Origin of the sequence: Synechococcus sp. N5, from assembly GCF_900473925.1 — a bacterium.
GTDB lineage: Bacteria > Cyanobacteriota > Cyanobacteriia > PCC-6307 > Cyanobiaceae > Parasynechococcus.
In genome coordinates, this window is the sequence record NZ_UCNI01000006.1 from 1 (window position 1) to 20,841 (window position 20,841).

General features: G+C 61.8%; 26 protein-coding genes and 2 tRNA genes. 15 read left to right on the top strand and 13 right to left on the bottom strand.

The genetic code is table 11. The annotated features are described in order from the left end of the window. Nucleotides 1-333, top strand: a 333-nt coding sequence (locus DXY03_RS05385; RefSeq protein ID WP_136987651.1) for a cupin domain-containing protein, incomplete at its 5' end; no start/stop codon positions are given. 39 nt (nucleotides 334-372) lie between these two features. Continuing rightward, nucleotides 373-1,467, top strand: coding sequence for a chorismate synthase (gene aroC, locus DXY03_RS05390; RefSeq protein WP_115009954.1), 1,095 nt, complete (start codon nucleotides 373-375; stop codon nucleotides 1,465-1,467). 19 nt (nucleotides 1,468-1,486) lie between these two features. Here aroC and DXY03_RS05395 read toward each other — a convergent pair whose 3' ends face one another. The 5 genes from DXY03_RS05395 to DXY03_RS05415 form a co-directional block, all read right to left on the bottom strand. Continuing rightward, entirely contained in the window at nucleotides 1,487-1,948 is a 462-nt protein-coding gene (locus tag DXY03_RS05395) for a hypothetical protein (protein ID WP_115009526.1), read from the bottom strand. A gap of 62 nt (nucleotides 1,949-2,010) precedes the next feature. Then, nucleotides 2,011-2,649, bottom strand: coding sequence for a bifunctional 4-hydroxy-2-oxoglutarate aldolase/2-dehydro-3-deoxy-phosphogluconate aldolase (locus tag DXY03_RS05400; protein WP_244272333.1), 639 nt, complete (start codon nucleotides 2,647-2,649; stop codon nucleotides 2,011-2,013). A 28-nt stretch (nucleotides 2,650-2,677) separates the two neighbouring features. Next, a complete protein-coding gene (gene ftsH / locus DXY03_RS05405; RefSeq protein ID WP_006851961.1) occupies nucleotides 2,678-4,528 on the bottom strand; it encodes an ATP-dependent zinc metalloprotease FtsH in 1,851 nt (616 codons plus the stop codon). A 44-nt stretch (nucleotides 4,529-4,572) separates the two neighbouring features. Next, nucleotides 4,573-5,745, bottom strand: a complete 1,173-nt coding sequence (gene sat / locus DXY03_RS05410; RefSeq protein ID WP_115009528.1) for a sulfate adenylyltransferase — start codon at nucleotides 5,743-5,745, stop codon at nucleotides 4,573-4,575. A gap of 105 nt (nucleotides 5,746-5,850) precedes the next feature. Continuing rightward, nucleotides 5,851-6,681, bottom strand: coding sequence for a photosystem II manganese-stabilizing polypeptide (locus tag DXY03_RS05415; protein WP_115009529.1), 831 nt, complete (start codon nucleotides 6,679-6,681; stop codon nucleotides 5,851-5,853). A 120-nt stretch (nucleotides 6,682-6,801) separates the two neighbouring features. Between DXY03_RS05415 and DXY03_RS05420 the strand changes: the two genes are divergently transcribed. Then, the gene (locus tag DXY03_RS05420) at nucleotides 6,802-7,107 is read left to right on the top strand and encodes a hypothetical protein (protein WP_006850908.1); all 306 of its coding nucleotides are present in this window, start codon (nucleotides 6,802-6,804) and stop codon (nucleotides 7,105-7,107) included. Here the strand turns inward: DXY03_RS05420 and coaBC are convergent. Continuing rightward, a complete protein-coding gene (coaBC, locus tag DXY03_RS05425; protein WP_115009530.1) occupies nucleotides 7,080-8,378 on the bottom strand; it encodes a bifunctional phosphopantothenoylcysteine decarboxylase/phosphopantothenate--cysteine ligase CoaBC in 1,299 nt (432 codons plus the stop codon). The genes DXY03_RS05420 and coaBC overlap by 28 nt on opposite strands. Further along, a complete protein-coding gene (locus DXY03_RS05430) occupies nucleotides 8,368-8,589 on the bottom strand; it encodes a DUF2555 domain-containing protein (RefSeq protein ID WP_115009531.1) in 222 nt (73 codons plus the stop codon). Before DXY03_RS05430 ends, coaBC begins: the two co-directional genes overlap by 11 nt. A gap of 45 nt (nucleotides 8,590-8,634) precedes the next feature. On the opposite strand from DXY03_RS05430, the gene DXY03_RS05435 reads away from it, so the two are divergent. The 5 genes from DXY03_RS05435 to DXY03_RS05450 all read left to right on the top strand — a co-directional run bounded on the left by DXY03_RS05435 (nucleotide 8,635) and on the right by DXY03_RS05450 (nucleotide 10,207). Further along, a tRNA-Ala gene (locus tag DXY03_RS05435) sits at nucleotides 8,635-8,707 on the top strand. Between the two features lie 8 nt (nucleotides 8,708-8,715). Further along, on the top strand, nucleotides 8,716-8,853 hold the full coding sequence (locus DXY03_RS12480) for a hypothetical protein (protein ID WP_206749726.1): 138 nt from the start codon (nucleotides 8,716-8,718) through the stop codon (nucleotides 8,851-8,853). A 42-nt stretch (nucleotides 8,854-8,895) separates the two neighbouring features. Next, on the top strand, nucleotides 8,896-9,096 hold the full coding sequence (locus DXY03_RS05440) for a hypothetical protein (protein ID WP_011363323.1): 201 nt from the start codon (nucleotides 8,896-8,898) through the stop codon (nucleotides 9,094-9,096). Between the two features lie 224 nt (nucleotides 9,097-9,320). Then, nucleotides 9,321-9,653: a DUF565 domain-containing protein gene (locus DXY03_RS05445; protein ID WP_244272334.1), complete on the top strand. Its 333-nt coding sequence runs from the start codon at nucleotides 9,321-9,323 to the stop codon at nucleotides 9,651-9,653. A 71-nt stretch (nucleotides 9,654-9,724) separates the two neighbouring features. Next, nucleotides 9,725-10,207 (top strand): hypothetical protein, encoded by a 483-nt coding sequence (locus DXY03_RS05450; protein WP_179948701.1) that lies wholly within the window; start codon nucleotides 9,725-9,727, stop codon nucleotides 10,205-10,207. Here DXY03_RS05450 and DXY03_RS05455 read toward each other — a convergent pair. Both DXY03_RS05455 and DXY03_RS05460 read right to left on the bottom strand, forming a co-directional pair. Next, the gene (locus tag DXY03_RS05455; RefSeq protein ID WP_115009533.1) at nucleotides 10,147-11,196 is read right to left on the bottom strand and encodes an aspartate carbamoyltransferase catalytic subunit; all 1,050 of its coding nucleotides are present in this window, start codon (nucleotides 11,194-11,196) and stop codon (nucleotides 10,147-10,149) included. The genes DXY03_RS05450 and DXY03_RS05455 overlap by 61 nt on opposite strands. Further along, nucleotides 11,193-11,834, bottom strand: coding sequence for a DNA-3-methyladenine glycosylase (locus DXY03_RS05460; RefSeq protein ID WP_115009534.1), 642 nt, complete (start codon nucleotides 11,832-11,834; stop codon nucleotides 11,193-11,195). Before DXY03_RS05460 ends, DXY03_RS05455 begins: the two co-directional genes overlap by 4 nt. A 28-nt stretch (nucleotides 11,835-11,862) precedes the next feature. Between DXY03_RS05460 and DXY03_RS05465 the strand changes: the two genes are divergently transcribed. The 4 genes from DXY03_RS05465 to gatC are packed head-to-tail and all read left to right on the top strand — an operon-like array spanning nucleotide 11,863 to nucleotide 13,901. Further along, nucleotides 11,863-12,594, top strand: coding sequence for a queuosine precursor transporter (locus DXY03_RS05465; protein ID WP_170951995.1), 732 nt, complete (start codon nucleotides 11,863-11,865; stop codon nucleotides 12,592-12,594). Nucleotides 12,595-12,635: 41 nt separating this feature from the next. Beyond that, nucleotides 12,636-12,779 (top strand): hypothetical protein, encoded by a 144-nt coding sequence (locus DXY03_RS12240; protein WP_170950905.1) that lies wholly within the window; start codon nucleotides 12,636-12,638, stop codon nucleotides 12,777-12,779. Between the two features lie 43 nt (nucleotides 12,780-12,822). Continuing rightward, nucleotides 12,823-13,611 carry a creatininase family protein gene (locus DXY03_RS05470; RefSeq protein ID WP_115009535.1) on the top strand — a complete coding sequence of 263 codons (789 nt, stop codon included), beginning with the start codon at nucleotides 12,823-12,825 and terminating at the stop codon, nucleotides 13,609-13,611. Further along, nucleotides 13,608-13,901, top strand: coding sequence for an Asp-tRNA(Asn)/Glu-tRNA(Gln) amidotransferase subunit GatC (gene gatC, locus DXY03_RS05475; protein WP_115009536.1), 294 nt, complete (start codon nucleotides 13,608-13,610; stop codon nucleotides 13,899-13,901). The genes DXY03_RS05470 and gatC overlap by 4 nt, the downstream gene beginning before the upstream one ends. Before the next feature lie 7 nt (nucleotides 13,902-13,908). Here the strand turns inward: gatC and crtR are convergent, their stop codons facing one another. After that, nucleotides 13,909-14,940, bottom strand: a complete 1,032-nt coding sequence (gene crtR / locus DXY03_RS05480) for a beta-carotene hydroxylase (protein WP_115009537.1) — start codon at nucleotides 14,938-14,940, stop codon at nucleotides 13,909-13,911. A 54-nt stretch (nucleotides 14,941-14,994) separates the two neighbouring features. Continuing rightward, nucleotides 14,995-15,076: transfer RNA gene (locus tag DXY03_RS05485), tRNA-Leu, on the bottom strand. 54 nt (nucleotides 15,077-15,130) lie between these two features. On the opposite strand from DXY03_RS05485, the gene DXY03_RS05490 reads away from it, so the two are divergent. Further along, on the top strand, nucleotides 15,131-15,625 hold the full coding sequence (locus DXY03_RS05490) for a Ycf66 family protein (protein WP_115009538.1): 495 nt from the start codon (nucleotides 15,131-15,133) through the stop codon (nucleotides 15,623-15,625). 27 nt (nucleotides 15,626-15,652) lie between these two features. Continuing rightward, the gene (gene ileS, locus DXY03_RS05495) at nucleotides 15,653-18,577 is read left to right on the top strand and encodes an isoleucine--tRNA ligase (RefSeq protein WP_115009539.1); all 2,925 of its coding nucleotides are present in this window, start codon (nucleotides 15,653-15,655) and stop codon (nucleotides 18,575-18,577) included. On the opposite strand, the gene DXY03_RS05500 is transcribed toward ileS, so the two are convergent. Beyond that, nucleotides 18,562-18,855: a hypothetical protein gene (locus DXY03_RS05500; RefSeq protein WP_115009540.1), complete on the bottom strand. Its 294-nt coding sequence runs from the start codon at nucleotides 18,853-18,855 to the stop codon at nucleotides 18,562-18,564. The genes ileS and DXY03_RS05500 overlap by 16 nt on opposite strands. Continuing rightward, on the bottom strand, nucleotides 18,855-19,466 hold the full coding sequence (locus tag DXY03_RS05505; protein ID WP_115009541.1) for a DUF3177 family protein: 612 nt from the start codon (nucleotides 19,464-19,466) through the stop codon (nucleotides 18,855-18,857). Before DXY03_RS05505 ends, DXY03_RS05500 begins: the two co-directional genes overlap by 1 nt. Nucleotides 19,467-19,535: 69 nt before the next feature. On the opposite strand from DXY03_RS05505, the gene DXY03_RS05510 reads away from it, so the two are divergent. Beyond that, nucleotides 19,536-20,831, top strand: a complete 1,296-nt coding sequence (locus DXY03_RS05510) for an FIST N-terminal domain-containing protein (protein WP_115009542.1) — start codon at nucleotides 19,536-19,538, stop codon at nucleotides 20,829-20,831. Nucleotides 20,832-20,841: the final 10 nt, after the last annotated feature.

Here is a 20,841-nt window from a genome sequence, read left to right on the forward strand (position 1 = left end):
TTGACGGCCATTCTGTTTTTGCTGCCCACCGGTGCCGTCAGTTGCTGGCATCGGGTGATCGGTGGAGACGAAGTCTGGACGCACATTGATGGGGCCACGCTGGAGCTCTTTCAATGCCAGGGCGATGGCACAGGGCTGAAACGTGATGCTTTGCATGCGTCCAACCCCATCCAGGTGGTTCCCGCCAACACCTGGCAGGCGGCGCGGAGTCTTGGTGACTACTCGTTGATGAGCTGTTGTGTCGGGCCGGGATTTGAGTTCTGTGATTTCGAAATGGCCCGGCAGCATCCCACGACAGAACGTCCGAAATTGCCCCATCCGGAGTTGATCTGAACCGATGGCTTCGTAGCCTCACTGCATCGATCAATGGCCATGGGCAGCAGCTTCGGCGACCTCTTCCGGATCAGCACCTTCGGTGAATCCCACGGGGGAGGGGTGGGTGTCATCGTTGAGGGCTGTCCACCACGGCTCAACCTCAGCGTCGAGTCGATTCAGGCCGAACTGGACCGACGCAAGCCAGGCCAAAGCCACATCACCACACCGCGCAAGGAAGCGGACCAGGTGGAAATTCTCAGTGGCCTGCTGGATGGCGAAACCACGCTTGGCACCCCGATTGCCATGGTCGTGCGGAACAAGGACCAACGGCCCGGGGATTACAAGGACATGGCGGTCGCCTTTCGGCCCTCCCATGCCGATGCCACCTACCAGGCGAAGTATGGAATCCAGGCCCGCAGCGGTGGTGGACGTGCATCAGCGCGGGAAACCATCGGCCGTGTCGCTGCAGGTGCGATCGCCAAACAACTGCTGAAACAAGCAGCAGGTACTGAAATCCTCGCCTGGGTGAAGCGGATCCACACCATCGAAGCCTCCGGCATCGACCCACAGCAGGTTCAGCTGAGTGATGTGGAGGCCAACATCGTTCGGTGTCCCGAGCCAACGATCGCCGAGCGGATGATTGAGCGCATCGAAGCCATTGGCCGCGAAGGTGATTCCTGCGGCGGGGTGATCGAATGCGTGGTGCGCCATCCCGCCATTGGTCTGGGCATGCCGGTGTTCGACAAACTCGAAGCCGACCTCGCCAAAGCTGTGATGTCGTTGCCGGCCACCAAAGGATTTGAAATTGGGTCCGGTTTCGATGGAACGCTGTTGAAAGGCAGCGAGCACAACGACGCCTTTGTGCCGAGCGACGATGGTCGACTGAAGACCTCCACCAACAACTCCGGGGGCATCCAGGGAGGGATCAGCAATGGTGAGCCGATTGTGATCCGAGTGGCCTTCAAGCCAACGGCCACGATCCGCAAAGAGCAGCAGACCATCGATTCCGATGGCAAGGCCACCACACTCGCTGGGAAAGGACGGCACGACCCCTGCGTTCTACCGCGGGCCGTACCGATGGTGGAAGCGATGGTGGCACTCGTTCTGGCTGATCACCTACTGAGGCAGCAGGGGCAATGCAGCCTTTGGTGAGCACCACCCTTTCATCAGTTCAGACGGAACTCACCGCTGAGCTGGAGCTCACCGCCGCTGCGGCCGTTTTCGTCTTTGCCGCGCTGCGGGTCCGGGTGCGGCGGGCGGGCTTTTTGCTGGCCTGAGCCTTGGCTGAGGCTGGTTTCTTGGCAGCCAACGTTTTCTTCACCGTCCGGCGTGCACGACCGGCGCTCCCACGGCTGCGATGACTCAACACCAGGGCCCACTCCTCATCACTGAGGGTGGATGGCTTGCTGCCATGGGCGTAGGAAAGCTTGGCCGCCTTTTCAATGTCCTTGATCAGGTTCGTCCAGGACGTGGCAAAACGCTTGTCAGACTGCGATTTTGCTCCGCTCTCCACCAGGGTCTCCACGACTCCAGCAGCCGACACCTTCTTGCGCCGACGATTGAAAATCTCCTTCTGAAGCTGAGCGATCAGGGCATCGGCCTTGTCGCTGAGCTTGATCGTGAGCTGCGACATGACGCAGTTGGATAGCTATCTCATCTGTAGCATTTTGGACGCATGTCGACCAGCCGTTGGCGTCAACGCTGGCTTGTCGATTGACGCAACCAGTCGAGAAGTGCCTGGAAGGCAGGCGCCGATCCGACCACCCTGCGGCCCAGAGCCACGGCGCCATGACCAGCCTCCAGCCATACGGGGAGGTCGCTTACCTCGAGACCACCAGCGGCAATCACGAAGGGCAGGGGGCCAAGGGGCGCCTGCAAGCGGCTCCAGTAACCAGGCCCCAGATTGGCAGCGGGAAACAGCTTGACGACACGACAGCCGAACTGCATGGCCTGCTGAACCTCCGTGGGGCTGAAGACCCCAGGCACCAGCAAAACACCAAGCTCTCTGGCCTGCTCCACGAGCTCAGGGCACCAGCACGGTGCCATGGCGTAGCTGAGATCAAGCCGCGATAGATCGTTGAGCGACTTGGAGACCGTCACCGAAGCCGCCCCCAGATTCAGACCAGGGCAATGGTCTTGCACCCGTTGCATGAACCTCATCCAGCCTGGCTGGTCAACCCAGGCCACTTCGAGATGTCGAAGTCCTGCAGCGTGAAGCTGCTTCACCTGGTCCAACAAACCAGAGCCTGAAGCCGCGAGGTCGTCGGGCTCAGGCCGAATCACCAACAAAAGAGGCTGATGCTGCAGGGATGCCACCAAGAGCTCCTGCCGCACCAGCCAAAGGTTGGAAAACGAATCGAAATCAGACGTATTCGGCGACCCGGACGTCACGTTTAATCAGCAGCTCCTGAAGCTCTTCAGCATCAACAGTCTCCTGCTCAACGAGCATCTCAGCCAATTCATCCAGAACGGCTCGGTTGTCGACCAGAACCTTGGTGGCGCGCTTGTAGGCCACATCGACCAGCTCAGATACCTCTTTATCGATCATGGCGGCGGTTTCCTCGGAGAAGTCACGCTCCGCAGCGATGTCGCGGCCAAGGAACATGCCACCCTGCGCGCGCCCCAAGGCAACAGGACCCAGCTCATCGCTCATGCCGAAGCGGGTGATCATTTGACGCGCAGTGGACGCAACCTGCTGGAGGTCGTTGGATGCACCAGTGGTGACCTCATCTTCACCGTAGACAATCTCTTCAGCCACCCGACCGCCAAGGGCAACAGCCATCTGGTTCTGGAGGTAGGCCCGGGAGTAGAGACCTGATTCCATTCGCTCTTCACTGGGGGTGAAGAAGGTCAGACCGCCAGCATTACCGCGGGGAATGATCGAGATCTTCTGAACCGGGTCATAGTCCGGCATCAGAGCACCCACAAGGGCATGACCAGCCTCGTGATAGGCCACCAGGCGAGCGCGGCGCTCGCTCATCACACGGTCCTTCTTCTCCGGGCCCGCCATCACCCGTTCGATGGCATCGCTGATCTCGTCGTTGCTCACTTCGGTGAGCTCGCGACGGGCCGCAAGGATGGCGGCTTCGTTGAGAAGGTTGGCGAGATCGGCACCGGTGTAACCAGGCGTCCGGCGGGCAACCTTGTCGAGATCGACGTCCTTGGCGAGGGTCTTGCCGCGAGCGTGAACGCCAAGAATTTGTAGACGTCCGGAATAGTCAGGCCGATCAACGGTGACCTGACGATCGAAACGTCCGGGGCGCATCAGAGCGGCATCGAGCACGTCCGGGCGGTTGGTGGCCGCCACAATGATGATCCCGGTGTTGCCCTCGAAACCATCCATCTCCGTCAGGAGCTGGTTCAGCGTTTGCTCACGCTCGTCGTTACCACCGCCGAGGCCTGCACCCCGCTGGCGGCCAACGGCATCGATCTCGTCGATGAAGACGATGCAGGGAGCGTTTTTCTTGGCTTGCTCGAAGAGGTCGCGAACGCGGCTGGCACCAACACCAACAAACATCTCAACGAACTCAGAACCAGAGATCGAGAAGAAGGGAACACCTGCTTCACCGGCCACAGCCTTGGCGAGAAGGGTCTTACCGGTGCCAGGAGGCCCCACAAGCAGAACACCCTTGGGGATCTTGGCGCCGACGGCCGTGAAGCGATCGGGGTTCTTGAGGAAGTCGACCACCTCGGTCAGCTCAAGCTTCGCCCCTTCAATGCCGGCCACATCGGTGAAGGTCACCTGGGTGGAGGGCTCCATCTGAACCCGCGCTTTGCTCTTGCCGAACTGCATGGCTGGGTTGCCGCCACCTCCACCCTGGGCGCGCCGGAAGAGGAAGAACAGACCACCAAGCAGCAGCAGAGGGAAGATCAGACTTCCAGCAGCCTGCTGCCAGCCAGGGGTCTGACGGGAGGGCTGCACGGCGATATCAACGCTGTGTTCGGTCAGCAAACCGAGCAGCTCACGATCGGGGGCCAGGTTTACCTGGGCACGACGGCCGTCGTTTTCAACGACCTGGGCGGTGCCTTGATCAGGAGAAATCAGCACACGGCTGATTTGATCATCCTTCACCGCCTCAACGAACTCGCTGTAGCGGATGGTGTTCACCTGGGGCTGGCTACCACCGCCGCCACCAAAGAACGCTGGTGCAATCACAACGATCGCCAGAACCAAGAGGGCTCCGAGACCGATATTTCGCCAACGCTTGTTCACAGGTCGCCTCGTAGATGAAGGAATGTTAAACGGGTTCTCAGTCTTCAGGCGGCGCGGAGCACCTCAACCACGCTCTTGAAGGCGAACCACTCGGGGATCTCCTCACCACCGCGCAGCATCTTGCGGAACTGGGTGCCGCTGAGCTTCTTCACGTGCAGGCCACGCGCTTCAGCATGCTCGGCGGTCACATAGCCCTCTTCCTGGGTGTAAACGAGGTTCAGGGAGGGAACGGTTTCCATCGTGAGCTCGGGGGCACACTCCTTCGCGAAGTTCTGAGCGTCGTAAGGGCCATAGAAATCGTCACCGGTGAGAGACGATTTGCAGCCGGCCATATCCCGGCCAATGATGAAGTGGGTGCATCCGTAGTTGCGGCGGATGATCATGTGCTGCAGCGCTTCACGCGGACCGGCCATGTGCATGGCGTAGGGCAGGTAGGCCCAGCGAATGCTGTCGTTGTTCACTTCGGCCGCCAGACGTTCATAGGTCTGGAAGCGAACGGCACCAGGGATGTCGTCCTGCTGAGTGGGACCGCAGGTGGGATGAACGAGCACCACAGCGTTGTCACTGACGTTCTGTGCATGCAGGGCACGGGTGAACAGTTCGTAGTGCGCGCGGTGAATGGGGTTACGGCACTGGAACGCCACCACGTCCTCACCTTCGGGCAGGCCTGCACGCACCTCAGCAGGGGTCTTGCAGGGGAACACCCGCTCGGGCAGAGCAAGACCCTGGAGGCTTCCACCCAGATAGAAGCGCTTGCGCTCCATCGTGATCATCCGAACCGCAGGGTGCTCGATGGAGGTGGTGCCGTAGCAGCCCTTGGCTTCAGCCACTTTGTTGGGTTCCCACTTGTCCTCCACCTCGAGGACGGCCAGGTCCTGACCCTTGTAGGTGAGCAGCAGCTTGTCGCCCACCACCACGTCATCGCGGTCGGTGTCCATCACGATCGGCAGACCGAACAGCTGGCCAGCAGCCAGACGATGCCCACTGACCACGGCGTCGTAGTCCTCCTGGTGCATGAAGCCACGCAGGGGAGAGAAGCCACCAACACACAGCAGCTCCACATCACAGGCGTTGCGATCGGAACACTCGATCGTTTTGGTCGCCGTGGCTTTCACAGCGGCACGATCCGCCTCGGCCACCATCAGATCAACCAGCGTTCCGCCGTAGGGAGCAATCACACCGGATCGCTGGGCAGGAGCTGAAGCACTGGCGGTCATGGCTGCATGGAAAGATCGGGCGATTCTCCCAGATCGCCAGAGGATTGCAATGGGCCACAAAAAAGGGGGCCTAAGCCCCCTTACAACCTGTTGTGATGACTTCGATCAAGCCTCTTCAAGACGGCCGTAGAGATCGCCAGTGATCTTGATGTCGACCACTTCACGACCACCCATGTCGGAGTCGGAGGGCTGGATGGCGCTGAACACACCAGCGAATTCTCCAGTTTCAGGATCAACCTTGGTGATGGAGAGGCTCATGGTTCCCACACCATCGATGTAGCGCTTGTTGTTGTCCTTCTCGAGCTGTTCGTCATCACCACCAAGTGCCACAAGACCCTGGGCGTACTGAACACCAGTCGTCAGAGCCCGACCCTTGGGATCAATGAAGTTGCTGGTGCGGTAGCTGGGGGTGCGATAAGTGCCTTCAAAGTCGGTGCTGGTGGTCAGAGCCGAGCCCTCAGCAGTGGCATTGAGGGACTTGCTGGAGAACGTGAAGGGGAACTCTTCGCCACCGGGCACCAGAACGGTGATCGGCTGGAAGTCGATGCCACCTTTCTCCTGGAATTGCAGGCCGGCTTCCGTCACCTTCAGATCGCCAAAAACTGAATCGAGGCTGGAGGTGTACCGGGTGAGGATCTTGCCCTCAACAAACTCAGCTTGCTGACGAATGTTCTTGGGCTCCTCCTTGGCATAGACCTGCACGGGGTGCATGCAGATCTCACGCAGCTCGTAGCTGCCACCGGCCGTCAGAGGAATCGAGCCCCGGGCTGAATCCCCGATCGTGGGGCAATCGTTGGCTTTGCCGGTGTTGTGGATGTCGTCGTAGGTGACGTTGGATCCACCACGCTGAACTGCATCACTGTCGCCACTGCAGGCCGTGGTGAAGAACGCGAGGCAGAGCGCCAGCACGACGGCCAGCAGAGGACGAATGCGCATGGAAGGAGCCGATCGGCTGAACGCTAATGGGGACGGAATGCCGTCAGATCTGGATCTTACAGGGCGAAAAATGACGTCAGGGCTAGCCTTTTGCAGCTCTCAACAACTTGTCGAAAGCGCGTGACATCCAACGATCCCGATTCGACCCAGGCACGGATGGCTCCGGCACTGGCCGCCCTGGGCGAGCTGGCAGAGGAGTTGAGGGGAAATCCCGAAGCACTGCTCACCCTGCTGCGTGAGCTTGAGGCCCTGCATCGCGACGTTCAGGACGGTCCGTTTCGTCAAAGCCTTCCAGAAAACCGCCAGAAATTGTTCACACTTCTGCAGGGAATGGAGAAAAACGGAGGCTGGCCCTACATCCCTCGTCTTCAACTGCGCACCTTCATCGACCTGCTCGGTCAGGACTCCATCGACGCCGCGGCCTGATCCCGAGCCTCAACCAGAGCATCTAGCAATTGATGGGCCAGAGAGAGCTTTGCCGTCACAGGCAGCTCTCGCCTCCAGCCATCTCCAAGCAACCAGCCTCCATTGGGTTGGTCCCCGAAACCCTGACCATCGCGGTCCACGGGATTCACCATCATCAGATCGCAGCCCTTCGCCAGCCGCTTGCTTTCAGCCCGCTCCAGCAAATGGGCATCGCTGCCTGTGAGCGCTGAGAAACCGAGAACCAACTGTCCGGGACGGCGTTGGCGGGTCAGGTTCGACAGCAAATCAGGCACTTCAGCCCAACCGGAAACAAGTGCCTGCTGAAGATCCTGCTTGGCCAGCTTGCTTGGGGGAGCGGCATCACGCCGCAGGTCAGCGACGGCAGCAGCCATGACGAGCACATCGGATCCGGGCTGAGCCAACTGCAGAGCTGAACCGAGTTCGGCGGCACTCTCCACCGCAGTGCACTTCAGGCCTTCAAGCCAGGCGTCGGGGAGATCCAATGGACCATGCACCAGATGAACGGTGGCACCCCGGAGGCGTGCCGCCTGCGCCAGCAACACACCCATGCGGCCGCTGCTGCGGTTGCTCAGGAAACGGGCCGGATCAATGGACTCTTGCGTCGGTCCAGCCGAAACAAGAACAGTCATCCCCGAGCAATCAAGGGTCACGTCAGGAATTCCCGAACCGCGGCTGAACACAGACGCAGCCGCCAACTCAATCAACAGCGGATCGGCCATGCGCCCATCGCCGACGCGATCACAGGCCAAGAGACCGGACGCCGGCACGAGAGGGATCACCCCAGGGAAGGATTGAACCTGCTGCCAGTTGCGTTGCACCGCAGGGTGACGCCACATGGCCGTGTTCATCGCCGGAGCCGCGATAACAGGAGCTTCCATGGCCAGCAGAACACTGGCGAGCAGACCCTCGGCTGAACCCTGGCTCCAGCGGGACAGGCTGCTGGCACTCAGGGGCGCAACGATGGCCAACTCCGCCCACTCCGCCAACTCGATGTGCAACGGCCTGGATGAGGCGGAGTCCCACTGGTCGGCCTCGAGGTAGCAGCGATGGCGACTAAGGCTGGCGAGCGCCACGGGACTCACCAAGGCAGCACCACTGGTGGTCACAAGACAGCGCACCTCAGCGCCGGCCTTAATCAGCGCGCTGACGAGCAAGGGCGTCTTAACAGCAGCAATGCTGCCGCTGACGGCCACAAGCACACGCCGCCCGAACAGTGGCGACGACAGTGGCGACGCCTGCTCAGTCTTCATCAAAAGGCTCTTGGTCCACCAAATGGTGGTACGGAAGGATCAGTTCGGGCCGGTGAATGGCTAGCGCCCGAAGCAGGTGCCAATCCGAAAGGCTGTCGAAAGGAGAGGGGTAATCGTCCTCTTCAAGCCGGCGGGCGAGTTCGGCCGTCGAGGCCTCGTCAAAAGATTCGAGCCGTTCCTGCGTAAGCATCGAGCCGTCCTCAGACCCCATCCATGGCAGTTTGACGCAGGCCGTGCCGGCTAGCGTTGGCTGACCGGGGAATTAGCTCAGTTGGTAGAGCGCTGCGATCGCACCGCAGAGGTCAGGGGTTCGAATCCCCTATTCTCCACTGAGTTTTTGCAGCGTCGCCTGCCATTTATTGGCCTGTTTGTCTTGGTGGCGTTCAGCACCGTGGCACGACCTTCAGCCCTGCTCACCTTCACACTCCTGGCTGCAGCCGGTGCGATAAGTCGCGCCCCATCACGCCGCAGCTGACCCCCCATGAGGTAAAAGGGGTGTTGAACTCCCCCGTAGCCGATGTCGCAATCGAAGCGCGAGCAGGTCGTGAGCCACCTGCGCTACATCCGCCAAGAGCTGCGCGAGATGCACCAAGGAGTCATGGAAGACGGCCTTCTTCCCGAAGCGGGCGAAGTTCGGGGTGTGATGGCACAAATGGAAGCTCTGCTGGAGCTTCTCGAAGGCAAGGCGTCGAGAAAAGCGAAGGCTGAGTCCAAATAACTTTCAACGCAAGCCGTTGTCAAAGCCTTCAGCTCTGGCTTTGCTGCGCCAATCCCCATCACCTGGCCCGGGCTTGTCCCGGGTTTTTTTATTGAAATCTCCTATCCGTAGTGTCTGATGCCTGCAGGTTGCCTACGGGTGGTGTAAACAGGGGCTGGCAGGGGCATGGCCGGGTGATGGGGATCACTGGTTTAGACCCTGCCTCTTCCCCTGAAACCAGTGCCGTGCGACGGCTTCAATCCACCCGGCTGCAAACCAACGTTGGAGCAGCATTTCAAAGGCTGGATCGATGGGCGCGCAATCCTTGGCGGCGGTTTTCCTTGCTGGCCCTTGCCGGACTCATCGGCTTTTTGATCGGTAGCGCCATCACATCAGTGGCAGGCGTTCTCGGGCAGATGGACCCCGTGGCTGCGCTTGTGGTGGTTCTTGGCACTGAACTCACGATCCGGCGCCGACGCGGCTCCGAACCATCACTGAAGCTGCCCCAACAGCTCCTGGACCTTGGTCGTATTGGCTTTCTCTACGGCCTCTTTCTCGAAGGGTTCAAGCTGATCTGAAGCAGAACCGTTCAAAACAGCCAACCAAGATTGCGATTCGAGCCCTTCGGAATGAATCCGTTGGAATGCACATGGCGAGCAACCATTACTTCCTGGAGCTTGAACCGCCAGCGGAGCAGCTGCGTCATGCACCGGATGTGGTCATCGGCGGCGGCGGCTTTGCAAGGGTCCACGCCAGTGCATTCGCCGACCTGCATGGCTTCAGATTTTCCGGACGCCTGGGCCTGCTGCTGTGGGCCATCGTTCACCTGGCCTTGATCCCCAACCGAGAGAACCGAATCACCTTGAGCATCAAATGGCTGTACGCCCTGGCGACCCGGCAACGGGCCTCGATTCTGCTAACCGGAATGCCCAGCCAGCATCTGGCGCTTGATGCTGAGGATGCCCACTTCCCGATGGCCAGCGGCAAAGGTCCCTCCATCGCAGAACCCGATGCCGCCCTCAAGGCAGCGATGGATTACTACGCCGATCAGCTCAGTAGCCTCCCCCAAACTCAGGAGCTGCTCGACACCAAGGAGGCCTCAGTTGCGGATTCGGAAGCTGCCATCAAATAGAGCAAGGCCATCCGGGTGGGCACGCCATTCCTGACCTGCTCTTCCACAAGGCTGACGCGCGGGTCATCCAGAAGCGAGCCACTCAATTCGACGCCGCGATTGACCGGGCCGGGGTGCAGTACGGGAACGTTCTCTCCGCAGAGCTGCATGCGCTCATGGCTCAGCCCGAAGTCCCGGTGATAGCGCTCCAAGCTGGTGAGCAACTGCTGGCCCATCCGTTCCTTCTGAAGCCGCAGGGTCATCACGGCATCGGCGCCCGGCAGCGCATGCTCCAGGCGCCGCACCACGCTGACCTTGCCCCGTTGCGGCACCGGATCCTTCAGCAGACCTGGGGGCGGAGCATCCACGAAAGCCGAAAAATCCTCGGGAACAAGGCTGGGAGGACCGCACAACACCACATCCGCGCCACAGGCCGTCAAAGCCCAGAGATTGGAACGGGCCACCCGCGAGTGAAGGATGTCTCCAACAATCACAATCCGGCGTCCTTGCAGCGCTTCCGGCATGGGGTACTGGGGTGAGAAATGCCGGGCAAGAGTGAGCAGATCCAGCAGTCCCTGACTGGGATGACTGTGAAGTCCATCACCCCCATTGAGCACCACGGTGCGCTCACCCATCTGCTGCAGATCCAGCGCCAGTTGCTGCGGTACACCGGTGGAACGGTGGCGCACCACCAGAACGTCGGCCCCCATGGCCACGTAGGTGCGCGCTGTGTCGAGAACGCTTTCCCCTTTGCTGAGTGAGCTGCTGGAGGGTGAAAAGCTCATCACATCGGCCGACAGACGCTTGGCCGCCAACTCAAAACTGCTGCGGGTTCGGGTGCTGGGCTCGAAGAACAGCGTTGCCACCAGACGGCCCTGCAAGGCGGGCAGTTTGCGAGCACCAGTGACGGGCAGCGAACGAAACCGCTGGGCCAGCTCAAGCACCGCAGCAAAGTCTTCCCGCGAAAACGAGGCGAGATCCAGCACGTGTCGATGCGGCCAGCCACTCATGACGACGACTCCAGCGATGGCGCCCAGCACTGTGCCTTGGCTGGCATGCGATCACCCCGAGCTCGCCTGCTGACACTGCGACTGCTCCGCAGGTACCAGCGCCATGGTGTTGCAGCGCCCTGAGAGATGCCGATCCGGGTGGTTGTCACAAGATCCTGGCTGGCAAATGTGTCTGACCTTGGGGCCATCCACACGTCATGTTCGCCCGTCACCGGACGGCTGTCATCACAGCGATCAAGCCCAAAACGACGTGCCAGCAGGCCGGGCCCTGCCGCAATCCGCTCCGATTCATCGGGAAGTGCCACGGCACGGAGCAACACGCCATTGGCCCAATCGGCCCGATCGGTGACCACGTTCACGCAGTGGTGGATGCCATAGCTGACATACACGTAAAAACGCCCTGGCTCACCGAACAGGGTTTCGTTCTGCGGTGAACGGCGGCGGTAACCGTGACAGGCGGGGTCGTCCTGGGAATACGCCTCCGTTTCCACAATCACGCCCCAGAGCAGGCTTCCATCAGCCTGGCGTTTCACAAGCCGGCAGCCCACCAAATCGGGGCCCACGATCTGAGCCGGACGGGCAAAAAAATTGAGCGGAAGCGAAACGAAATCGATGACAGGCTGCCGGCTGGCGGCCACGCTTGTTTCAGCTTGAACGTTGCAGGCTGTGGACAGCAACCTCCAGGCACGGCGTGATGGGGTGTTTCTGGTGCTGGCGGGTTTGTTCCTCGGAACCCTCGGCATGCTCAACATCCTGGGCCTGACGCGCTTCCTGCAACTGGGCAGCATCGGTGGCTGGCCGATCGTGGTGGCCGTTGGCGCACTGCCCTACCCGGTCACGTTCCTCTGCACTGATCTGATCAGCGAACTCTGGGGAGAACAGAAAGCCAATCAAGTGGTGTGGGTCGGGTTGCTGCTCAACGGCTGGGTGCTGCTGATCCTCTGGCTGGGGGGCGTGCTGCCGAGCATGAGCGGCAGCGATGACAGCACCTTTCGCACCATTCAGCAGCTCAGTTTCGGTTCAGTTGGCGCCTCGATGGTGGCTTACCTCACGGCGCAGTTCGTGGACGTGCGGCTGTTCCATTTCTGGAAACAGCTCACCAAAGGCAAGGCGCTCTGGCTGCGCAACAACGGCTCCACCCTGGTGAGCCAGTTGGTGGACACCAGTGCGGTGGTGCTGATCAGCCATTACGGCGCCCATGTGCTGCCTGTGCAGCCGGAACGGTCCGTGCTGCCCCAGCTGATCAGCTTCATTGGCAGCGGGTACCTGTTCAAGGTGCTGGCGGCGTTGACCGACACGCTTCCCTTCATCTGGCTCACGGGATGGCTGAGGGAGTGGCTGGACATGCCTGAGGAAGGAGGCGAAGTCACAACAGAAGCCCCGTCATCGATGCATTAGCGGCGCATCCACACCAAACTGAGGCCAGTTCAGGCCCGGTGATGGACGCAGCCACCTCCAGCTTCAACCTCGGAACTGTGCTTCTCGCAAGCATCGTGCTGTTTCCATTGGCCTGCCTGTTCTTCGGAACCCGCGGCGGCTACTACAACACCGATCAGTACGACGGCAACGGCACCGCCCACTGATCGGCTGGAGTTGAGCGATCATCAGGGCATTGGTTCTGTCTGAATGACCGCTGCAACTCCCGGTCCTGTCAACAGCACGGACGCCATTCGCCTCGCCCTGCGCAGTTGGCCTGAGGTGGAGAGCTACCTCCAGGGCTGCAAGGGGGTGATCATTCCCCTGGGATCCACCGAGCAGCACGGTCCCACGGGCGCCATCGGCACCGACGCCCTCACAGCAGAGGCAGTGGCCCTGGAGGTGGGGCGTCGCACCGGCGTTTTGGTCACCCCAGCCCAGGCCTTCGGCATGGCGGAACACCACCTTGGTTTCGCGGGAACGATGAGCCTGCAGCCGGCAACGCTTCTGGCCGTACTGCACGACCTGGTGTTGTCCCTGGGCCGCCATGGCTTCGAACGGGTGTTCGTGATCAATGGCCACGGCGGCAACATTGCAACGGCCAAAGCCGCCTTTGCCCAGGCCCACGGCACCGCCGCCACCCGCAATCTCCCCGTTGCCCCTCAGCTGCGTTGTCGGCTGGCCAACTGGTTCATGGCCGGCCCCGTGATGCGCCAGGCGCGCGATCTGTATGGCGACAAGGAGGGCCATCACGCCACGCCCAGCGAAATCGCTGTCACCCTTGCTGTAGAGCCCAGCCTGCAGAGCAAGCAGCGACCGCTGCCCGACCCCGCGCCAGCAGGCCCCATCCATGGGCCGGACGACTTCCGGCGCCGTCACCCCGATGGACGCATGGGGTCCCACCCCTCCTTGGCCACCGCCCAGCACGGTGAGGCCTTGCTCGAGACAGCCGCCACCGCGTTGAGCGAGGATCTGCGCACGTTCCTCGGCGAGTCATGAGCCAGATTTCCAGCGACGACGTCCGCAAGGTGGCCCAGCTCGCCCGCCTTGATCTGCCCGAGGACAAGATTGCGACCTACACCGGTCAGCTCGAGTCGATCCTCGAGTACGTGGGGCAGCTCCAGCAGGTGGACACCGAAGGCGTTCCGGAAACCACCCGGGCCGTGGAGGTGACCAACGTCACCCGGGCCGATGGCGTGCAGCCGACCCCTGTTCGGGAGGACATTCTCAACCAGGCACCCCAGAGAGAGGGTGACTTCTTCCGGGTTCCGAAAATCCTGGCCGACTGAACCCGAATCAGCGGGACACCCAACGCTTGGGCTCGGTTTTGATCGCGATGCGATCAACAAAACCGAGCCAGTGGCGACGCAGCCCCCGACCGGGCATGAAACGGGCTGCGCGCCTCATCTTTCCGCTGCGGGGCTTGTGGCTGCGCACTCCCACAAGGATGTCGTAGAGGAAGTTGTAACCATCCCGGCGGGTCTCAAAAATGCCCAACCGTTGGGGAGATCCCTTGGAGTCGAGCAGAGGCTTGGTGGCCTCATAGGCCGGTTTGTATTCAAACCAGGGAATGGATGGCCAGAGGTGATGAACCAGGTGATAGTTCTGCCCCATGATCAGCCAGTTCATCAGCCTGCCTGGGTAGATCCGGGCGTTCGTCCAGCGGTTGCGGGAGGTGAACGGCCGATGCGGGAGGTAGTCGAAGAACAAACCCAGTGTCACGCCCACCATCAGGGCAGGGGCAAACCAGCAGTTGAAGATGAACGGCAGGAAGTCAAAGCGTGCCGCCGCCAGCACGATCACCACAAAAATGCTGCGCTCCAGCCCCCACTGCATCAACTCCCAGCGGCGCCAGAGGCGACGCTGAAAGAAAAACCACTCGTGATAGAAAAATCTCGGGGCGATCAGCCAGAGCGGCCCGAACGTGCTGACGATGTGGTCCGGGTCGTTCTTCGGGTCATTCACATGGGCGTGATGCTCAAGATGCACCCGTGTGAACACGGGAAAGCTGAACCCGAGCAACAGCGCCGAGCCATGGCCCATGGCCTGGTTAATCCATCGATTGGGATGGGCTGCGTTGTGGCAGGCGTCATGGATCACCGTCCCTTCCAGATGCAGCGCCAGAAAGCCCGTGCAAAGCAGCACCGGCAGGGGCAAGGCCGCCACAAACCAGCCCCAGATGGTCAGAGCCGCCAGGGCATAACCGCCTAAAAAGAGCCCGACGGTGGGGTTCCAGAAGGCCGGCGGGTCAACGAATTCGCGTGGAACCGAGCGGTAGCCCACTCCGACCGGACGAGGCTGCTGTTGTTGAGCAGTGCTCTGATGCATCCGGAGGTCAGGCAACAAGTCTGTAACGATCCCGAACCACGGTAGGGAAAGGAATGCCCACCGGGGGACTTGAACCCCCACGACCTGAGCCACTGGTACCTAAAACCAGCGCGTCTACCAATTCCGCCAGGTGGGCAACGCCCCGACTTTAGAGATCGCACCAGAATGGGAGCAGACCGCCACACCTCGGATGCTTGCGACCCTCAGCGGCGATCTCTGCCTCCTGCTCGGCCTGGCACTCCTGTTGCTTCCCCTTCTGGCCGTTGAACTCAGTCGTCCCCGCGATGGTGTTTGGGGCGCTGTGGTCTTGCTGCTGGGTCTCGTTCTGGTCACCAGCACGGACCGTCTGCGGGGAGCGCCGATGCTGGCGGTTCTCTGCGCCGGCCTGTTGATCGCACGCTTGGGATCCGAGGTCGGACAGGCCCGCTGGAACAGCCTCAGCGAAACCGAGCAGCAGCGGTTCACCTCGCTCGATCATTGGCGCACCAGCCTTCAACAACTGTTGATCACCACGGGCCGGGTGGGCGAAGGCATCAGCGGCATCGCCAAACAACTCAAACCGGCCGGCAAATCAGGTGTTACGGGCAAAAAATGGGTACGTCCCGAGTCCCCCGAAACCACTGACGCAAGCGACACGGCGTCAGACGAAGCCGCCAAGGTCACATCTCCAGAGGGCGAAGACTGATAATCCCGAGGCCAGAGCAGGGACCCCGTGAGCAAGGAGACGCGCGACGCCGCCGCTGAGGAACGCCCCTCCTACAAACACACCCTCAACCTGCTGCAGACGGGATTCGGCATGCGCGCCAATGCCGTCCAACGCGAACCTGAACTGCAGGGCTTCTGGAAAGACCACGGCATCGACGGCGAGCTGGGCCTGAACAACAGCGGCCCAACCTTCACCCTCCATGACGGCCCGCCCTACGCCAACGGTGCTCTGCACATGGGGCATGCCCTCAACAAGGTGCTGAAGGACGTCATCAACAAATATCAGGTGTTGAACGGGCGGCGAGTGCGCTACGTACCGGGCTGGGACTGCCACGGTCTGCCGATCGAGCTCAAGGTGCTGCAGTCGATGGATCAGGAGCAGCGCAAGGCGCTGACACCGATCAAGCTGCGCAAAAAGGCTGCCGCCTACGCCCGCAAACAGGTGGATGGCCAGATGAAAGGCTTCCAGCGCTGGGGCATCTGGGCGGACTGGGAGCAGCCGTATCTGACTCTGCAAAAGGAGTACGAATCGGCTCAAATTCGGGTGTTTGGCGAGATGGTGCTCAAGGGGCACATCTACCGGGGTCTGAAACCGGTGCACTGGAGCCCGAGTTCACGCACCGCTTTGGCCGAAGCGGAACTGGAGTACCCCGACGGCCACACCAGTCCCAGCGTCTACGCCGCCTTCCCAGCCGTGGAGCTTCCAGCGGCGCTGCGGGGTGCACTCAAGGCCGAGGGCTTGGACCTGCCCACGGAGACGGACGCCCTTGGGAAGGCCCTGCAGGTGGCGATCTGGACCACCACCCCCTGGACGCTGCCGGCCAACCTGGCGGTGTCTGTGAATGAAAGGCTCGAATACGCCCTGACCGACGACGGCGAAGGCCGACTGCTGCTGGTGGCTGCCGATCTGATCGAGACGCTGAGCGGCACCCTGGCGCGCCCACTGAGCCGGCGCGCCACCGTCAAAGGTGCTCTGCTCGCTGGGCTGACCTACCGCCACCCGCTGCTGGATCGCACCAGTCCAGTGGTGATCGGGGGCGATTACATCACCACCGAATCAGGCACAGGCCTCGTGCACACCGCACCTGGTCACGGCGTCGACGACTTCCACACCGGCCAGAAGAACGGCCTGCCGGTGCTCTGCCCTGTGGACGAAGCCGGCAACCTCACCGACGAGGCCGGGCCGTTCGCGGGCCTGAATGTGCTCAAGGATGCCAACCCCAAGATCATTGAGGCGCTGGAGTCCGCTGGGGCCCTGCTCAAGCAGGAGGCCTATTGCCACCGCTACCCCTACGACTGGCGCACCAAGAAACCCACCATCTTCCGGGCCACGGAACAGTGGTTTGCCTCCGTGGAAGGGTTCCGTCAACAGGCCCTGGATGCGATCGCCGCCGTGGAGTGGACCCCTGCTTCCGGTCGCAACCGGATCGAATCGATGGTCAAGGAGCGGGGCGACTGGTGCATCTCCCGTCAGCGCACCTGGGGGGTGCCGATTCCCGTCTTTTATCACCGCAGCAACGGCGAGGTGCTGCTGAATGCCGACACCCTGGAGCACATCCAGGTCTTGATCGCCGAGCACGGTGCCGACGTCTGGTGGGAAAAAGACGAAGCGGATCTGCTGCCGCCCTCCTACGCCGACCAGGCCGACCAGTGGCGCAAGGGCACCGACACCATGGACGTGTGGTTCGACTCCGGCTCAAGCTGGGCTGCCGTCGCCAGCCAGCGGGACAACCTGAGCTATCCCGCCGATCTGTACCTGGAAGGGTCCGACCAGCACCGCGGCTGGTTCCAGAGTTCACTGCTCACCTCTGTTGCCGTGAATGGCCACGCTCCCTACAAGCGGGTGCTCACCCATGGCTTCGCCTTGGATGAGAAGGGCCGCAAGATGAGTAAATCCCTCGGCAATGTGGTCGACCCGATGGTGATCATCGAGGGGGGCAAAAACCAGAAACAGGAACCGCCCTATGGCGCCGATGTGCTGCGGCTCTGGGTGAGCTCGGTGGATTACTCCGCCGATGTGCCGATCGGAGCCGGGATTCTGCGCCAGCTGGCCGATGTGTATCGCAAGGTGCGCAACACCAGCCGTTATCTGCTGGGCAACCTGCACGATTTCAATCCGGCAACCGACGCGACCCCGATTGCGGAACTGCCGTTGCTGGACCGCTGGATGCTGCAGCGCACGGCCGAGGTGATGGACGACATCACAGAAGCCTTCGAAAGCTTTGAGTTCTTCCGCTTCTTCCAGCTGCTGCAGAACTTCTGCGTCACCGATCTGTCGAACTTCTACCTCGACATCGCCAAGGACAGGCTCTACGTGAGTGCCCCCGCCGACCAGCGCCGGCGCAGCTGCCAGACCGTGATGGCCCTGATCATCGAACGGCTGGCCGGACTGATCGCTCCTGTCTTGTGCCACATGGCCGAAGACATCTGGCAGAACCTTCCTTACCCCGTGGAGGAGACATCGGTCTTCCACCGCGGATGGCCGACGGTTCCAGTCGAGTGGCGTGATGCTGCTCTCAGCGCTCCGGTTCAAGAGCTGCGGGAGCTCCGCGCCGCCGTCAACAAAGTGCTTGAAGATTGCCGCGGCCGTCAGGAACTTGGCGCATCGCTTGAGGCAGCCGTGCGGATTGACGCCCGCCATCCGGAACTCCAGGCCGCTCTCTCCTGGCTGAGTGAGACGGGGGATCCCGAGGTGGACGGTCTCCGGGACTGGCTGCTGGTCTCACAACTGCAGATTGGCGGCGAGCCCTGGGCCGAAGTGCTGGCCAGCCAGGACGACGAGCTCGCATCGATCGAGGTGAGCCGAGCGCGGGGAACCAAATGCGAGCGCTGCTGGCACTACGAGGGGGATGTGGGTCAGCACCCGGAAAATCCCCATATCTGTGGGCGCTGTGTTGGGGTTCTGGAACGCCGGACTCACCAGTTGGCCTGAGCCAGGAGATCGTTCGGCGGCATCGGTCCAGCCAGGACAACCTCTTGACCTGGCGACAAGGGCCCCTGCAGCAGCTCAGCCTGATCGAGGCTGGTTCCCTCAGGGAGAACGGAGGCATCAGGGTCAAAGGCGGTTGGATGGGTGGTGCTGCTGCTGAACCCACGGAAGATCAGCAACTCAAACGGCTCATCTATGACCTGACCCCGTAAGCGGACAACTCGCTGGGGCTGAACACGCGTTCGCTCTTCCAATGCCTGAACCAGCGCCTGGTCAGTCATCAAAAATCCCCCGCCACGCGACCGTAACGGGGCAAACGCACCAACAGCCACTGCAGCAAACCAGCCAGATAAGCCACCAGGGCGACGTACCCCACAAAGGCAGCAACGGCCTCGGTCCACAAACCACCGAACAGAAAATTGAACACCGTGGCCGCAAGACCATGGATGCCCTGAGGAGCTTCCAGCCAGGTAAGGCATGCCGGGGACTCCAGCTGTTGCATGCAGCCCAAACCCGTCACGCTCATACCCAGGCTGAGGAGAGCAAACCCACTGAATGCCCAACGCCAAACCTTCACGGCAAGGGGCAGCGGACGCCAGGACGGCTGGTCGGCCAGCTCTTCATTGATGTCGACCCAGAACCACAGGCTGATCACCATCAACACCGGTGCGACAACCGCCATGGCGTAGCCCAAGGGGCGCTGATCCGTCAGCAGTAACAGGCTGATCGCCATCAGGCTGGCCACCTTCCAGTAGATGCCGAGCAGCCGGAGCACCAACGGCTCGCGACGCCAGGCCGACCAGATCAACAGGACCAGAGGCACACCAACGGCAAAGGTGGCGGCCAGGCGATAGGTCAGCCACACCAGAGCGCGGTACGTGAGCTCGTTCACTGGGGACTGTCACAGTGCCGCCATTATCAACGTCCCGAGCTGAGCCCCAGGGTTGATAAGGTCCGCTTCATGGCACCGTTCGCACCGTTCAGCTGGTTCCGCTCCGGGGGCACTGAAGCCAGTTGCCGGTCAGGACTGTCTGGGAAAGCGTCTCTGGACGAAGCCGTTCGGGAGGTGGTCGAGCAACTGGGTCGATCCAGGGGCGAAGCCGATCTCGCCCTCGTCTTCACGTCCACGGGTTACGCCACCGACCTGCCGCGGCTGCTGCCGATGCTGCGCGCCCAGATCAGCGCAAAGCATTGGATCGGATGCACCGGTGGCGGCGTGGTGGGCACCCGCGGCGACGGCAGCGCCGCGGAACTGGAGCAGACACCTGCTTTGAGCGTGACGCTGCTCTCCCTGCCGGGGGCATCGATCGCCACTCAACACCTGAGCACCGAGGAGCTGCCTGATCTGGATGGAGCCGCCAAGCAATGGCAAGACTGGGTTGGGATCACCCCCGAGGCTGCCCGCAGCCAGATCCTGCTGATCGACCCCACCAGCAGTGGAATCAATGACCTGATCAGCGGGCTTGACTACGCCTATCCGGGTGCCGAAAAGATTGGCGGCATCGCCGCACCCCATAACAGCCCGCACGGATCGTTGCTGCTGGATGACCAGGTCGTCACCGGCGCAGTGGTGTGTTCCATCGGGGGGAGCTGGCGGCTCGAAACCGTTGTGGCTCAGGGCTGCCGCCCCATCGGCCCGGTCTTCTCAATCGAGCAGGTGCAGCGCAACGTGTTGCTGGAACTCAGTGATGGCAGCACCAAGGCCAGCCCCATCAATTGCCTGCAACGGGTTCTGGCCGACCTCAGCGAACGGGAGCGCGAACTTGTGCGTCACTCGTTGTTCCTCGGTGTGGAACGCAGCAGCCTGCGGCTGAACGCCAACGGAGCAGCCTCAGAAGCGAGTGCCTTCCTGATCCGCAACCTGATCGGAGTCGATCCCAACAATGGCGCCGTGGCCGTTGCTGAGCGGGTGCGCGCCGGCCAAAACGTGCAATTTCACCTGCGCGAAGCCACGGCCTCTCAGGACGAAGCCGTTGCCCTGCTCAAAGCAGCGACAACTGATTCTGGCGACACGGTCCACTTCGGACTGCTCATGGCCTGCCTGGGACGGGGCCAGGGGCTGTTTGGTCGAGCCGATGGCGACATCAGCCTGGCGCGTCAACTGATGCCAGACCTGCCTGTGGCGGGAGCGTTCTGCAACGGTGAGATCGGACCCGTCGGCGGGACAACACATCTGCATGGCTACACCGCCTGTTGGGGCTTGCTGCGCCAGGACCCCGACAGCTCCTCCGGCAGTGGCTCTGACAATCTCGATTGAACCGGATCGC